Annotated in this window: 6 protein-coding genes; 3 read left to right on the plus strand and 3 right to left on the minus strand. The window is 65.4% G+C overall.

Annotated features, from left to right (window positions below):
* Positions 1-202 precede the first annotated feature (202 nt).
* The gene (locus FJE54_RS11320; protein ID WP_139652875.1) at positions 203-7237 is read right to left on the minus strand and encodes a choice-of-anchor D domain-containing protein; all 7035 of its coding nucleotides are present in this window, start codon (positions 7235-7237) and stop codon (positions 203-205) included.
* A 494-nt stretch (positions 7238-7731) separates the two neighbouring features.
* Here FJE54_RS11320 and FJE54_RS11325 point away from each other — a divergent pair, with 494 nt between their 5' ends.
* From FJE54_RS11325 to FJE54_RS11335, 3 genes are all read left to right on the plus strand, one after another.
* Positions 7732-9702, plus strand: a complete 1971-nt coding sequence (locus FJE54_RS11325; RefSeq protein WP_139652876.1) for a sensor histidine kinase — start codon at positions 7732-7734, stop codon at positions 9700-9702.
* Positions 9699-10403: a response regulator transcription factor gene (locus FJE54_RS11330; RefSeq protein WP_255467407.1), complete on the plus strand. Its 705-nt coding sequence runs from the start codon at positions 9699-9701 to the stop codon at positions 10401-10403. Before FJE54_RS11325 ends, FJE54_RS11330 begins: the two co-directional genes overlap by 4 nt.
* Before the next feature lie 188 nt (positions 10404-10591).
* Positions 10592-12322, plus strand: coding sequence for a fibronectin type III domain-containing protein (locus tag FJE54_RS11335; protein ID WP_180326714.1), 1731 nt, complete (start codon positions 10592-10594; stop codon positions 12320-12322).
* A gap of 119 nt (positions 12323-12441) precedes the next feature.
* On the opposite strand, the gene FJE54_RS11340 is transcribed toward FJE54_RS11335, so the two are convergent.
* Together FJE54_RS11340 and FJE54_RS11345 are read right to left on the minus strand one after the other, a co-directional pair.
* Positions 12442-13662: an ATP-binding protein gene (locus FJE54_RS11340; RefSeq protein WP_139652878.1), complete on the minus strand. Its 1221-nt coding sequence runs from the start codon at positions 13660-13662 to the stop codon at positions 12442-12444.
* Between the two features lie 198 nt (positions 13663-13860).
* Complete coding sequence (locus tag FJE54_RS11345; protein WP_139652879.1) at positions 13861-15564, minus strand: OPT/YSL family transporter; 1704 nt, start codon at positions 15562-15564, stop codon at positions 13861-13863.
* Positions 15565-15608 lie beyond the last annotated feature (44 nt).

Here is a 15608-nt window from a genome sequence, read left to right on the forward strand (position 1 = left end):
GCTCGCATACGTGCAAGAGAAGGGTAGGGCCTGTGGCAAAAAGCTGCAGGTCCTTTCCTGTTTCATGCGGCGCAACTGGCTTACGAGTAAGATACCCGTAAGCCAGTTGCCTACGGGTATCCGCATCGACCCCCGCCAGTACGGTATACGGGAGTCCGCATCAGCCCCGCCTGCAGGCGCTTTATGCAGGCGGGGGATCGCATCAGGCCTTCCGGCTGCGGCTGAGGAAGAACCTGCTTGCCATCACGGCGCCGGCTGCCAGCACCGCTATCATCACCAGCACGGCCGCAGGGGCTGAAGCATCGCCAGTGGCGGGAGCCACAGAGAGGGGCTTGGCGCCCTCGCCGGTCAGGGCGATAGCCTGAGAACCCGCGCCCGCAGATTCGATCCAGAGCACGCCTGCATAGGTCTGGATCGAGGTGGGGGTGAACGTCACGACAAGCTCGCCGCCCGTGCGCGGGTCCCACCCCTCGCCGGGCTCGACGGCAAAGCCCTCGGGCGCCCGGAACGCTATCTCGGAGTCGAACCCTGGGGCGGCCACGTTCACCACCTGCGCGGCGCTCGTGGTGCCCACGTCCTGCGCGCCGAACGTCAGGCTCTTCGGCGTGGCTGAAAGCGCAAGCTCCCTGCCTTCTCCCGTGAGCGCCACTGCTGCGGCGTTCGCTTTGTTGGAGCCGATCCAGAGGATGTCGCCGTAGGCCCGCTCGTCGGTCGGATCGAACGTCACGAAAAGCTCGCCTCCCGTGCGCGGATCCCAGCCCTCGGCGCACTCGACGGTGAAGCCCTCGGGCGCGGCGAAGGCCATGTCGGCCGTGAGCCCGGAGGCCGTTACCCGCACGCGCTGCTCGGCGCTCTTCGTGCCCACCTGGTGCGTGCCGAACGCAAGCAAGCCCGCGCTCGCCTTCACTGCCGGGCTGCGACCCTCGCCGGAAAGCGCCACCGCCGCCGCGTCGGCATCTCCGGATTCGATCCACATGACCGACCCGTAAGCCCGCTCCTCGGTCGGGTTGAACCTCACGTGAAGCTCGCCTCCGGTTCGAGCATCCCAACCTGCAGCTGGCGTAACCGAGAAGCCCTCGGGTGCGGAAAAGGCCATATCGGCTCCAAGCCCCGAGGCGACAACCCGGATGCGTCGCTCGTCGCTCGTGCTTCCGAGCGGCTGGAAGCCGAATGCTGCAAGTCCCGGCACAGCCGCAATGGCCTTTTCGCGGCCCTCGCCGGTGAGCACCACCGACACCGCATCAGCCCCTTCGGCCTTGATCGACAGGAGCGAACCGTATTCTTTGGCCTCGGCCGGGCTGAACGCCACGCGAAGCACGCCCCCCGCGCGCGCATCCCATCCCTCGGCGGGCGCGACCATGAAGCCGTCGGGCACCTCGAAGCTCATATCCCCCGAAAGCCCGTGCGCTCCTACTGTTATGCGCTGCTCGGCGCTCTTCGTGCCTACTGGCTGATTGCCGAAGAGAAGGGCGGAAGGCGCCGCCTTGATGGCCGAAGCGCGCCCCTCGCCGGTTAAGGTTACCGGCTGGGAGGTGGTGCCGTCGGCGTGTATCCACATGATGTCGCCGTAGTCTTTCGCTTCGGTCGGTTTGAACGCGATGCGCAGCTCGCCTCCGCTGCGTGCGCTCCAGTCATCGGCCGGGACTACCGTGAAACCGTCGGGAACGGTGAAGGAAAGATCGCTCGTCAAGCCTGCGGCGGATATCAGTATGCGCCTTTCAACGCTCTCGGTACCCACCGGTTGATAGCCGAACGCCGCCAAAGCGGGCTCAGCCTCGATGGAAGAGGCGAGTCCGCTGCCCGCAAGCGACATCGACGCCGTATCGGCTCCGTTGGCTTCGATGCGCATGAGGGCGTTGTACGCTCTGGCCTCGACGGGAACGAACGTCACGCGAAGCTCGCCGCCCGTGCGCGGGTCCCACCCCTCGGCGGGCTCGACGGCGAAGCCCTCGGGGGAGCGAAACGAGAGGTCGCCCGTAAGCCCCGAGGCGGCCACCCGCACGCGCTGCTCGGCGCTCTTCGTGCCCGCAGCCCGGCCGCCGAACGACAGATGACCGGGCACGGCCTTGATGGTCGCGTCGCGGCCCTCGCCGGTGAGTACGACGGGTACGCCGTCGGCTCCAACGGCTCTGATCCACATGACGCCGCCATAGGACTTGACCTCGGTCGGGCTGAAGGTCACCCGCAAATCGCCGCCCGTACGCGGGTTCCAGGTATCGGCGGGCTCGGCGGCAAAACCCTGCGGAGCGGAATACGTCAGATCGCCGGTAAGCCCGTGCGCCTCAACATGCACGATCTGCTCTACGCTCTTTGTGGCAAGAGGCTGGTACCCGAACGCCATCAGCTCCTGCGAGGCCCCCACGGACGCGGCCACGCCCCGCCCGGTCAGCGTCACCGATTTCGCGTCGGCCCCGTCGGCCGACACCTCCATGACGCCGCCGTAGAGCTTCGACTCGGTCGGGTCGAACGTCACGCGCAGCGTGCCGCCGGTGCGTGCGTTCCAGCCGTAGGCCGGCGTCGCCGTGAAGCCCTCGGGCATGTCGACGACCAGATCGTTTTCAAGCGCGTACGCCTCGACCTTCACCAGCTGCTCGGCGCTCTTGGTGGCCACCGCCTGCTTGGCGAAGTCCAGGCGCGCGGGCGCGACCTCGATGTTCGCCATCCGGCCCTCGCCGGTCAACACCACCGGGACGGCGTCGACACCGCCGCCCGCATCAACCCACATGACGTCGCCGTAGGGCTTCTTCTCGGTGGGACTGAACGCCACCTTCAGGGCGCCTCCCAGCTTGCCGTCCCACCCGTCGGCAGGCGTGACGACGTACCCGTCCGGCACGTTGTAGGTGATGTCCTCGCCAAGGTTGTGACCCCGCACCTCCACCCGCTGCTCGGCGCTCGTCGTGCCGATGGTCTGGAACCCGAAAACCAGCATGCCCGGCGAAACCTCAACGGATTGGGTCACACCCGTGCCGCGCAGCGGCACGGTAACCGCATCGGCGCCGTCAGCCTCGATGCGCAGCGTCTGGCCGTACGCCTTCGCCTCGGTCGGGTCGAACGTCACGCGCAGGTGCCCGCCCTTGCGCGCGTCCCAACCGTCGGCGTGCACGGTGAAGCCGGTTCCGACGAGATCGCTGTAGTAAAGGTCGCTTTCGACGTTGGCCGCGCGCACCTCGACAAGCTTCTCGAAGCTCTTCGAAGTCACGGCCTGCTTGCCGAAGTCGAGGTCGGTCGGCGCGACGTCGATCTTCGCCGCGCACCCCGTGCCGTTGAGCCCCACTGCGCATACCTCGGTGCCGTCTCGCTGCACCCGCAGGAAGTCGGCGTACTCCTTCTCCAAGGTGGGGTCGAAGGTCACGCGCAAATATCCGCCCAAGACCGGGTCCCAATCCTCGTGCGGCGTGACGGTGAAGCCGTCGGGCGCCGTGTAGGTCAGGCTTCCCGGAGCGTCGGCCGGCTCGATCTTCACCAGCTGCTCGGCGCTTTTAGTGCCCACCAGCTGCGAGCCGAAGCTCAGGTATTCAGGCACCGCCTTCACCTTGTTCTCGAAGCCCTGGCCGGTCAGCGTCACGGGCACCGGATCGGCCCCCTCGGCCGTGATCCACAGAACGCCGCTGTAGGACACCGCCTGGGACGGCTTGAACCTCACCTTCACCCAGCCGCCTTTTCGACCATCCCAATTCGTTGGCGTTTCCACCTCGAAGCCTTCGGGGGGCGTGATGACAAGGCTGCTCGCAGGCAGGTCGGCCTCCACGAAGAACTCCTTCGCCTGAGACGTCTCCCCTGCCTTCGTGAATCCAAACGGAATGTTACCCCTGTCGGACGTGATGATGTTCTTGCACCCCTCGCCGGTGATCACGACGGGCACGCGGTCCACCCCGGGCAGCTCGATCCATATGGTGCCCTGGTACGTTTGCTCGGTCTGCGGGGTGAACGAGACGGATAGCGTGCCTCCTTTTACGTTCTCCCAGCCAGGCATGGTTTGGGCGTTTATGCCGGAGGGAAGCCCGGTCTGATCTACGACTATGTTGCGAGTGGTGTTAGACCCGTGCGCCTTCACCTCGATTCCCGCCATGCGGCTATGGCCTATCGGCGCCTTGCCGAACGCGACCAGCCCCGTGCTCACCTCAAGGGACACGTCGCGGCCGGTGCCCGTGAGCGACACCGATGCCCCGTCGGCCCCGTCGGCCTCGATGCGCAGCGTCTGGCCGTAGCCCTTCTCCTCCGTTGGGTCGAAGGTCACGCGCAGGGTGCCGCCCGTGCGGGGGCTCCACCCCTCGGCGGGCGTCACCGCGAAGCCCTCGTCGGGCTCGATGATGCGCATATCCTCGGCAAGGTCGTTCGCCTTCACCTCGACGAGCTTCTCCAAGCTCTTGGAGCCCACGGCCTGGTCGCCGAAGGACAGAAGCTTCGGGCTCACCTCGATGTCGGGCACCACGCCCTCGCCGGTGAGGGTGAGCGGCTCCGCATCGGCGCCGTCGGCCTCGATCCACATGACCGCGCCGTAGGACCTCTCCTCGGTCGGGTCGAACGTGATATGCAGCTTGCCGCCCGACTTCGCATCGAAGCCCGCGTCGGGAACGACCGTGTAGCCGTCGGGTGCCGCGAAGGCCATGTCCTGGGCGAGGTTCGTGCCCTTCACCTCCACCACGCGCTCGGCGCTCTTCGTGCCCACCTGCTGGGTGCCGAACGCCACCGTCTGCGGGTCCACCTCGATGGACGAGCGCGTGCCCGTGCCGTCAAGCACGACCGTCGCCGCATCCGCGCCGTCGGCGTCGACCTGCAAGAGCTCGGTATAGTGCTTCTCGTCGGTGGGAGCGAACGTCACGCGCAGCGTGCCGCCCGTGAGGGGGTCCCAATCGGCGGCGGGATCGATCACGAAGCCGTTCGGCGCGTTGAGCTGCATGGTGCCGGTCAGGCCCGTCGCAACCACGTGCACGCGCTGCTCGGCGCTCTTCGTGCCCACGGCCTGCGAGCCGAATGCGAGGCGCTCGGGCGCGACCGTGATGGTGGCGGTGCGTCCCTCGCCCGACACAGCCACAAGAGCCTCGTCAGCCCCGTCGGCGCTGATGCGCACGTGACCGGCGTAGGACTTGGCCTCGGCGGGGTCGAACGTCACGTGCAGCGTGCCGCCCGCTTGGGGATTCCAGTTCGCATCGGGCGCGGCGGTGAAGCCCGCGGGCGCGTCGACGGTCAACTCGCCCGCCAGTCCCGATGCCGTCACCACAACATCTTGCTTGGCGCTCGTCGAGCCCCTCGCTTGGGGTCCGAAGTCCAGATGATCGGGCACGGCTTGGATAATCGAAGCGCGCCCCTCGCCGGAAAGCGCTACGATTGCGGTTGCGTTCGCAGTCCCGATGCGCAAGGTGCCTTGGTACGATTTGGCTTCGACCGGGTTGAACGTCACGCGCAGCTCGCCGCCCGTGCGCGGATCCCAGGCGTCGGCGGGTACGGCCTCGAATCCTTCCGGCGCCTCGATGGCAAGCTCGCCCGCAAGCCCGACGGCGCTTACCCCTATGCGCATCTCGGCGCTTCTCGTGTTCGCCGCTTGAGCCCCGAAATCCACGTTCGGGGTCGAGGCTTTGACCGACGGGGTCACGCCCTCGCCGGTGAGTGCGACCGGCGCGGCATCGGCCCCGGCGGACTCTATCCACAAGGTGTCCGCGTAACCGGCCGATGCGGTGGGTGCAAACGTGACGTACAGCTGCCCGCCGCGGAGCGGATCCCACGAGTTACCCGGTACTACCTTGAAGCCCGCAGGCGCCGCGTAGGTCAAATCAGAGGACAGGCCCGCAGCCGAAACCGTCACGGTCCTCGTCTCGCTCTCGGAGTTCACGCCTTGCACGCCGAACGCGAGAAGCCCCGGACCGGCCACTACGGCCACAGCGCGCCCTTCGCCGGTCAGCGCCACCACGGCTGCATCCGCACCGCCGGTTCCTATCGTGAGCACCGCGCCGTAGGGTTTCGCCTCGGCAGGGTGAAACGTCACGCGCAGGGTGCCGCCCGTGCGCGGACTCCACCCCTCGGTGGGCTCCACCGTGAAGCCCTCGGGATCGTTCCATGTCAGATCGCTTGTAAGCCCCGACGCGGTTATCCGCACGCGCTGCTCTGCGCTTGCGGTGGCCACGGGTTGGTGCCCGAACGACAGGCGGCCCGCCGATGCCTTCACCGTCGAGACGCGGCCCTCGCCGTTCACCGCCACCTGCGCGCTCACGTCTTTCGCCGATCCCTGCGCGCGGAGCCAGAGTATGCCGCCGTAGGGTTTCACCTCGGTGGGTTCGAACGTCACCAGCACATCGCCGCCGGTTTTCGGATCCCACTTTTCGCCGGGTACTGCGGAGAAGCCCTCCGGCGCTTCGATTGCAAGCTCACCGGTCAGGTTGGTCGCCTGCACCTGCACGCGCTGCACGGCGCTTTTCGTGGACACCGCCTGGTAGCCGAACGAAAGCAGGCTGGGGCCGGCCGTGATGGCCGAATCGACGCCGTAGCCCTGAACCGCAATGGTTTCGAAGGGCGCGTCCCCCGAACGGAGTATCAGAAGGTCGCCGTAGGGCTTCGCCTCTGCGGGGGCGAACGTCACGCGGAGCTCTCCGCCCAAGCGCGCATCCCAACCTTCGGAGGGCGCAACCGAGAAACCTTCGGGCGCCTCGATGGTCATATCGATGAGAAGGCCGCTTGCCTTGACGGAGACGACCTTCTCGACGCTTGCGACGCCCACCGCCTGCGATCCGAAGTTGAGCAGATCCTGATCGGCTGCGATGAGGGGATCGGGAAGCGGGGTGCCGGCATCGTCGTACGGTTGGACTTCGGGGGGCGCGGCGCCGATCTGGATAGCGGCGTCCGATCCGCCCGAGGTGTTGTCGGCGGTTGGCGAGCCGGTGGGATCGGCGGAGTTCGGGGGGTTTGTGCCATCGGGGCCGACGGGAGCTACGCTGATCGAGGGAGTGCCGCTGCCGCCTTCGGGGTCGACCGGCGAGATGCTGATCGAGGGGGAGTTGGAATCGCGGTTTTGGCCGTCGTCCGATCCGGCCTCCCGTGCGGGCCCCACCGTGATCGAGGGACCGTCCGCCGCGTTATCGGCGGTTGCATCCTTTATGCCGGCGGTGTCCTCATCCTGCTCTGCCTGCGCCGCCGCGGGGGGGGGCGAATCTTTTCCCGCAAGCGCAACCGGCGGAATTCCGGTTGTCACGGCCAACGCAACCGCGAGAAACACTGCTCCGAGCTTCCACCGGCGAGATTTCATAGAGGCCCCCTGTTCGTACTGTCATGCCTGCATCCTGTGCGGTCAACAGAGCGTCTTTCGGTTATCGGCACCGCTTTTACGAACCATTACCGAATAGCTCAGTGTAGCAGATCCGATCATGGTTCGCGCCCGGCCAAACGCAGACGCGCATCCTCGAATTCCCGCATACGGCCATGATTGCACAGACGGCAGCACCCGGCTCAACCATGACGATTTTGTCAGCTTTCCGCGTTTGCGCCCGCGCTTCGGCCGTGTGCGTTGGCTCGGCCCCGATAAAGGGCGCAAGGGCGCTTGCAGGTCTGCTAGAATTTACGATGATGAAGCAACGTAGCATTTAGCGCGCAAGGCGGCGCTTCGTGCAAAACGGCGGCTTTGCTGTATTCGCGTGCTTCGCCTACGGTCGTCAAGAGATTCGTGCGGTGCGCGCCGTGGCGTTGAAGCGCTGTTCGGCAGCCGTCGCGTCGTGCGGTGGCGATGAAGGAAGGGGTGCATACGTGGAACGAAAGCGCGAGCTGCGATCGCTTCTGATCGTGCTTTCCGTCATTCTGCTCGTGTGCCTCTCGCTGCTCTACCTCAGAAACCCGTACCGCTACGACCTCGTCGACCTGGTGAAGGTCGAATCGGAAGCGGGCACGTGGGATTTGACCGAGGTGGATTTCTCGAACACCGTCGTCCAGCTTATGGGCGAGGTGGAATACGTAGACGACGCCATCCTCGACCCCGACGAGTTCGACTCGGCAGACGGGGTAGAAGTGGGAAGTCCCGGTTACGCGTACCAAGCGGCAACGAGCCGCATGCGCGTGCTTCTGCCCGAGGAGCGCACCTACCTCATCGCCGATTCGAGCATCGATTTCGCGCACCGTCTGTTCGTGGACGGCGAGGAGCGCTATGCGGCGGGAACTCCCGCAGAGACGGCCGACGCGTTCGAGCCGGGCTACGGGCGGTTCTCTCTTGAGGTGTATGCGCAGGGCGGCAGCATCGAGATCGTACAGCAGGCGGCGAACTTCGTGCACCGCGAAAGCGGCGGCCACGACGGGATGCTCATCGGCTTGCCTGCGGTGGTGCATGCATTCAGCGACGTGAAGCCCGCCGTCGAGCTTGTCACGGTCGGCCTGTTCCTTGCGCTGTTCCTCGTCCATCTGGCGCTCTGGACGTTCTTCCGCTCGTACAAGAGCAACCTCGTCTTCGCGGCGCTCTGCCTCACGTGGGCCGTGCGGGCGAGCGTCACCGGGTCGAAGGCGCTCTACTCCATCTTCCCCCTGCTTCCATGGGAGCTCGCGTTTCGGGCCGAATACCTCACGCTGCCGCTCGGGTGCATCCTCGTGCTGCTGCTTATCCAGGACCAGTTCCCGCACGTCATGCACGCGGCGGTGCGCCGTGCGGGCATCGCGGTGTCGGCGGCGTTCGCGCTCTCGTTCGTGCTCGCCGATACGCTTTGGATGAGCAACGCGCTCACGGCGTATTACGGCGTGTTCACGGCGATCATCGTCTACCTGATCGTGCGGTTCGCCCAGAAGGTGCCCTCCATGGTGCGCGCCCGGACGCTCACGACGGGGCAGGCGGTCGCGCTCTTCGCGCTGGCCGTGTTCATGTACGCCGCCGTGCACGACGCGCTGTACTACCTCGGCATCTACCTGTTCGGCGTGAAGAGCTCGCTCGCCGAGGGCGCCATGCTCCTGTTCGCGCTGTTCCAGATGGTCGCGAACTTCTACGGCACCATGCGCGAGGTGGCCGACGCCCGCGAACGCGAGCGGCGCGCTGAAGACGAGCGGGCGGCCCTCGCCGAGATGAACCGCCTGAAAAGCGAGTTCTACGCCGACGTGTCGCACGAGATGAAGACGCCCCTCACGGTGATAGCGGCCAACGCGCAGTTCGCCGCACAGATGCTCGAAGCGGGCGAGGCCGATGGGGAAACCGTGGGCGATCTGCACGCCATCTCGTCGGAAGCGCGCCGTCTGACGGAGCTCGTGGCGGGCATGGTGGATGTGAGCCGCATGCAGCAGGGCGCTGCGCGCTGCGCGTCGGTGGACGCGGGCGAGCTCGTGCGCGATACGGCGCAGATGTACCGCTCGCTTCTGGCGCGGCGGAGAAACGAGCTCGTCGTGGAGGTCGGGGAAGGCGTGGGCGAGGTGGAGGCCGATGCCGACCAGCTGACCCAGGTGCTCGTGAACCTGCTCGCGAACGCGAACCGCCACACGTTGGGCGGCACGGTGAGCGTTTCGGCGAAGCGGGTCGAAGGCGGCGTGCGCGTGAGCGTGTCCGACACCGGCGAGGGCATCGACGGCGAGCTGCTTTCCCGCGTGTTCGAGCGGTCAAGCAGCGGGGAAGGGCGAAGGTCGGGGCTCGGGCTTCCCATCTGCAAGGCCATCGTGGAGCGCCACGGCGGGACGATGGAGATCGAAAGCGCGCCGGGCGCGGGCACGCAGGTGCGGTTCACCCTGCCCGTGCCGGACGAGACGAGATGAGGACGGCTATGGGAACGAGCGCCGATACGGTATTGCTGATCGAAGACGATGAGAACGTGCAGCGGACGAACCGCCGGGTGCTCGAGTACGCGGGCTACGCGGTGCAGTGCGCCGCGACGCTCGACGAGGCGTGGCGGAGCCTGCGCGCGCGTCCGCCCGACGCGATCGTGCTCGACATCCTCATGCCCGACGGCAGCGGACTCGATTTCTGCGAGAAGATCCGCCCTCTCACCCCGGCGCCGGTGCTGTTTCTGACGGCGCTCGACGAGAAGAGCGAGGTGGTGGGGGGCCTGAGGGCGGGCGGCAACGATTACATCACGAAGCCCTACGACGTCGACGAGCTTGTGGCGCGCGTGGACGCCCTGCTCTCGCTCGTGCGCATGAACCGCGTCGCCCAAAGCAAGACGCTCGTACGCGGGCCGCTCGTGATCGACCTCGTTGCCCACCGGGCCTACGTGAACGGGCGCGACCTGCTGCTCACGGGCAAGGAGTACGCGCTTCTGCTCGTGCTCGCGCGCCGCGCCGGGTGCACGCTTGCGCCCGAGCACCTGTACGCCACCGTGTGGAACGAGCCGTACGCGACGGGCACCGCAACGCTGCGCCGCCACCTCTCGTCGCTGCGCCACAAGCTCGAAGAGGCGGGCGGCGGCTGCACGGTCGAGGCCGTCTACGGCAAGGGCTACCGGTTCGAAACGCCGTAAGGCGGCTTCGGGATTCGGGCGCGCGGCGGTGTAGCCGCGCCGACACCGCGAGATTGTGAAATTCCCGTAATCTTTTCTTTATGCAGATGCGTTCGTGGTTCGATACGACGATAGGTAAAAAGGCGCGAGAAGGGCTGTTCATGTTGGGATGTGCACCAAGTAAGCAGGTAGGACGAATGGTGTTTGCGGTGGCGATCGGAGTATTGCTCTGCGTTGGTGCGGGCTTACTCGCAGCGATGCCCGCAACTGCCCACGCCCAACCGGTCCAGCACACGATCACGATCACTGCCGATGACAATGTGGCGACCGATCCTGCCGGGTCGCCTCTCCACTCTCCCACGAGAACGCTACAGGTGAACGAAGGCGACGACGTAACGTTCATGATCATGCCGCTATCTGGCTACGCCATCAAAGAGGTGAAGGCAGACGGCACGAACGTGCCCATCAGCGATCTCGTGAGCGGCACCTACACGTTTCGCGACGTGCGCGCAGACCACACGTTCGAAGTGTCGTCCAAAACGAGCACTCAGAATATAGAGAATTTTCCAACCATATATTCTATAGTGGAGGGCGATACGGTGAGCTGGACGCCTTCGATCTCGGGCGGCACGTGGTGGATATCCGATCCGTCGTATATTTCGTATCGGGAGACCAGTCCCGGCACCTACGAGTTCACGGCCCTCAAAGTCGGTTCTCCCTATGCCATGTACGCTGTGGGCGACTTGACAAGACGGGTGTCTTTCGGAATCACCGGCGTACCGTTCGATTCGGGCGACTTGAAATACGAGGTGACCAGCGAGCGCGCTACCGGGGGTGCGGGTGCGCCCGGCGAGAACACGGTGATGGTGAAAGGTCCCGCTGACGGAAAAACTCCGACCGACATCGTCATCCCGGCGCAGGTTTCCGGAAACCCGCGCAGTCCGGGTACCGTGTACGAGGTGACGAGGATTGCATCGAGCGCTTTTTCGGATAACGGTGCGCTCGAGACCGTCGATTTCTCGAACGTGACCCTTACTCCCAACTTCGTCGGGAATGACGCTTTCTGGACGTGCGGCAACCTCAACGCGCTCGTATTCGGGCAGCTCACGGCGCCCGAGATCGTCAACGGTTTCTATAACTCGGGCCCAAGCGGCGGCACGGTCTACTATCCCAAGGGGGCAACAGGCTACGTGCCATCCATGTTCAAGCCTGGCGACCCTAGCGATCCGTACCATCTCGCTGGTTGGGACTACGAGCCCTATCCCGCTCCCAGCGCGCCGCAGAGCTTTGCCGTTGCGGCGGGTAACGGCACGGCCGATCTTGCGTGGCAGGCTCCGGCCGAAGGGATGGGAATCTGGAAGTACCAGTATTCCGTCTCGTACGACGGCGTGGACGCCTGGCAAGACGTTCCCGATTCCGACCGCTCGACCACGAGCATCGCGCTTTCGGGTCTTGAGAACGGGAAGACCTACGAATTCAAGGTGCGTGCCGTGAACGGCGCGGGCGAGGGAGAGGCAGCGCTAGCATCGGCTGTGCCCGCTGCCAGGCTCCTCAGCATCCAGGCGCCGAGCGCGATCACGGGCATCTCGCACGCAACGTCTCTGGCCGACATCCTGCTGCCGGGCCAGCTGACCGTTGCCGCCGAAGACGGGGAGTACAAAGCCGATGTCACCTGGGACCGGAAGTCGGCAAAGCCCGCCTACGATCCCGAAAAAGCGGCCGAGCAGACGTTCGTTCTCAAAGGCGTGGTAACCCTGCCCCCGAACGTGACCAACCTTGACAACCTTCCCCTTGAAACGAGCATCTCGATAACCGTGGAGGCGGCCCCGGCGAAGCTGGCTACCGTGGGCGATACGGCGCTGCCGCTTGTCGCGCTTGCGGTTGCAGCGCTTGCCGCGTTCGTTGTCCTGGCCGCACGGAAGAAGCTGAGCCGCCGGTAGGCGCTCCCGCGCGGCCGCCTCGTCGGGCGAGAGCTTCGCGCGGCGGGTAACCTTGCTGCCGTCCGCGGCCTCCGAGCTTTCTCGCGTGTTGGGTACGCGGTGCCGGAGCGAGGCGCCTTTCAAAGGTAGGAAACGGGCAGCGCCCAGGCATCGTCGGGAAGCGGAAGCGGGCTATTCGTTCTGCAGACGACGACGCCGGGTTGCCGGTGGTATCCTTTGAATGCGTCGAGCGCCGCGAATGCCCGCGTATCGGCGGGTCGTGCGATCTCGGCCTTCTTTATCTCGATGGGGAACAGCTGGCTCCCGCGCTCGATGACGAGATCGATTTCGCGGCCGTTCGAGTCGCGATAGAAGTAAAGCGAGGGTATGGATCCGCTTGCGTTCAGGAAGCTTTTGACGATTTCGGACAGCACGAATCCTTCGAAGAAGGCCCCCGCTTGCTGGCTGCGTTCGAGTTCTTCAGGGCTTTCACATTCGCAGAGGCGCGCCGCAAGGCCCGAATTGAGGAAATAGAGCTTCGGTGTTTTAACGAGCCGTTTCGTGGTGCTCGCGGTAAAGGGTCTGAGCAGATAGACGATGCTCGATGCTTCGAGTACGGAAAGCCACCGGTCGACGGTGTTGAAGCTCGCATCGATTTTGTCGGCGAGGTCGCTTTTGTTGAGCATCTGCCCGTGGGCGCGGGCGACGATTCGTATGAACCGGTTGAACTTCGCAAGGTCTCCCACATGCGCGAGATCGCGCACGTCCCGCCGAAGGTACGTTTCGATGTACGAGTCGTAGTAGCGCGTGATGCTCATAGCCGGGTCCACGGCCAATTCGGGAAGGTCGCCCCTGAATATCGTCGTCCAGATATCTTCGGTTTCCCGTTTTGGCTGGCGGCCTTCAATATAGTCTACGGTCGGAACGAAGGGCTTGTCGAACGGGTCGCGACGAAGCTCGCGAAGCGAGAGCCCCAGCATTTCGACGATACCGGCGCGCCCGGCGAGCGATTCGTCCACGCCCTGCATCATCTGAAAACGCTGCGATCCGGTAAGGAGGATGCGTCCCTTGCTTCGGGGGTGGGCATCGCTCTCGAGCTTGATGTAGCGAAAGAGATCGGGGGCGTATTGCACCTCGTCGATGACTGCGGGCTTCGGAAGCGCTCGCAGAAAGCGTTCGGGTTCCTGCTCGGCAGCCTCGAGCGCGTCGAGCCGATCGAGGGTGGTGTAGGAGGCGTCGGGCGCGACGTGCGAGAGCAGGGTGGTCTTGCCTGCTTGTCGTGGTCCGGTCACTAAGGTGACGGGGAAGGTTCTCGCCGTTTCTTGCACGACGGATGCGAGGTGGCGGGGTATGTAGTCCATAGAAAGCTCCTAGCCTATGAAAATCATTCAGTAGAAGTATGAAATAGCATAAAATATAGTGATGAATTTGCATAAAGTCAAGGATGCTTGGGTAACGGTTCACCATCTTAGAGGCTGGGAGCGTACCGCTATTGGATCAGGCAACGATATAGTTTCGGGCTGGTTGGGCTGCCCTGAAAGAGAATCGCGCCCGGCAGACTACAGCGAAAGCCCCATCGCCACCGAGGCGAAGGCGATGAGCACGCCCACGATCGATTCGCCCCCGAGCAGGCCCGACGCTACGACGAGCCCCGTTTCGCCTTGGGCCTTCTCCCGCGCGGCCGCCTCGTCGGGCGAGAGCTTCGCGCGGCGGCGTTTGCAGACAGCATCGTAGCCCACCTTCGCCATCGCGCCCAAAAACGCGGTGAGCGACATGTAGAAGGGCAGGTAGATGCCCAGCCCGAGCATCATGACGGGCAGGCCGAGCATATACAGCGCGCATCCGGCGACAAGACCTGTGGCGAAGGCCGGAACCGATGGGATGCCGCTCACCATGGTGGCCACCACGTTCGCCTGGGCGGCCACGAACGCGCCTTCGATGCCGAACGCGTCGGCGCCGTAGGCGGTCACGAGGACCACCATCACGGCGACCGCCACGAGCGCGCCGAGCACGCCGCCGATGGCCTGCCCGATCCACTGCGCCTTCGGATCGGTGCCGAGCACATGCCCCGCCTTGAAGTCGTTCATCACGTCGCCCGCAAGGCCGCACGCCACCGCGATGATGCCTGCGACGAAGAAGAGCTGCACCTGCGCCACGTTGGATGCGGCGGCCACGATCAGAAGCACGATGAGGCCGAATATCTCCATCGGATCGATGCCGGTCTGCCCGACGCTCTGCGCGCTCATGGCGCAGGTCACCCATGCGAGCAGCACGACGATGACGCTTGCGAGCGGGTCGAGCGAAAGGCCGATCGAGACGATGAGCGCCACGGCGGCCACGGCCAGCGCCGCGAGTCCGGCGGTGAGTCGCATGCGGCGCTTGTTCGGCTGCACGCCCTCGTGCACGACGGGTGCGGCGACGAGGCGAAACGTCGATGACGCGGCGCCCGCTTTGAGCATGCGGGCGGCCTTCGGCAGGATGTTCTTGAGGATGACGCCCACGCCGCAGCCCATCATCACGCCCATGCCGGCACTCGAGGTGATGCCCTGTCCGGTCGCTGTGTCCCAGAAACCGAGCGCCGATCCGCCCACGATGATGCCGAAGTTGCCGATGAGCGCCCCTAAGAACCACACGGACACCGCAACGGTTCCCACCAAGAACCCGACCGCGAGCAGCATGGGGGAGAGGTAGACGCCGAACGCGACGCCCGGGATGGCCGCATTGCCGAACAGCATGGCGGGGATCGCGCCGAACCAATCGCGCAGCGCGCAGAACGCGCCCGCAAGGCCCATCGAGCCGAAGAGCTTCGCGCCCGTTTTCCCGCCCGTATCGCCCGCGATGAGCGTTTGGGCGGCGGCTTCGCCGATGGGGAACTCGAGCGCTGCGTCCTCGATGAAGTGCTTGCGGATGGCCGCGGTGCACACGAGCCCGAGGATCACGCCCGCAAGCGCCACGATGAGCATCTGCCACCAGTCGACGACGGGGGCCTTGTTGATGATCCAGATGCCCGGGATGGTGAAGGCGAGGCCGCCCGCAACCATCGCGCCCGCCGACATGATGGTGTGCGTGACGTTCGCCTCGTTGAGGTTGGTTTTGCCGAGCGCCTTGAGGAAGAACAGGGAAATGATTGCGGCGAAGATGATGGGCCAGGGAAGCGCCCCCATCTTGAGGGCCGTGTAGGCCGATGCAGCCGTGATGATTGCGCAGCCGATGCATCCGATGACGATGCCGCGCACGGTCAACTGACCTTTCGCAGGGTTCATGCGTGCTCCTTTGAGTATATCCGCTTCCTCGAGGAAGTCGGGTT

The organism is Raoultibacter phocaeensis (genome assembly GCF_901411515.1).
GTDB lineage: Bacteria > Actinomycetota > Coriobacteriia > Coriobacteriales > Eggerthellaceae > Raoultibacter > Raoultibacter phocaeensis.

Coding starts and splice junctions, on each gene's coding strand:
- FJE54_RS11340 (WP_139652878.1), bottom strand. CDS start 13,662: ATGGACTACATACCCCGCCACCTCGCATCCGTCGTGCAAGAAACGGCG.
- FJE54_RS11330 (WP_255467407.1), top strand. CDS start 9,699: ATGAGGACGGCTATGGGAACGAGCGCCGATACGGTATTGCTGATCGAA.
- FJE54_RS11320 (WP_139652875.1), bottom strand. CDS start 7,237: ATGAAATCTCGCCGGTGGAAGCTCGGAGCAGTGTTTCTCGCGGTTGCG.
- FJE54_RS11345 (WP_139652879.1), bottom strand. CDS start 15,564: ATGAACCCTGCGAAAGGTCAGTTGACCGTGCGCGGCATCGTCATCGGA.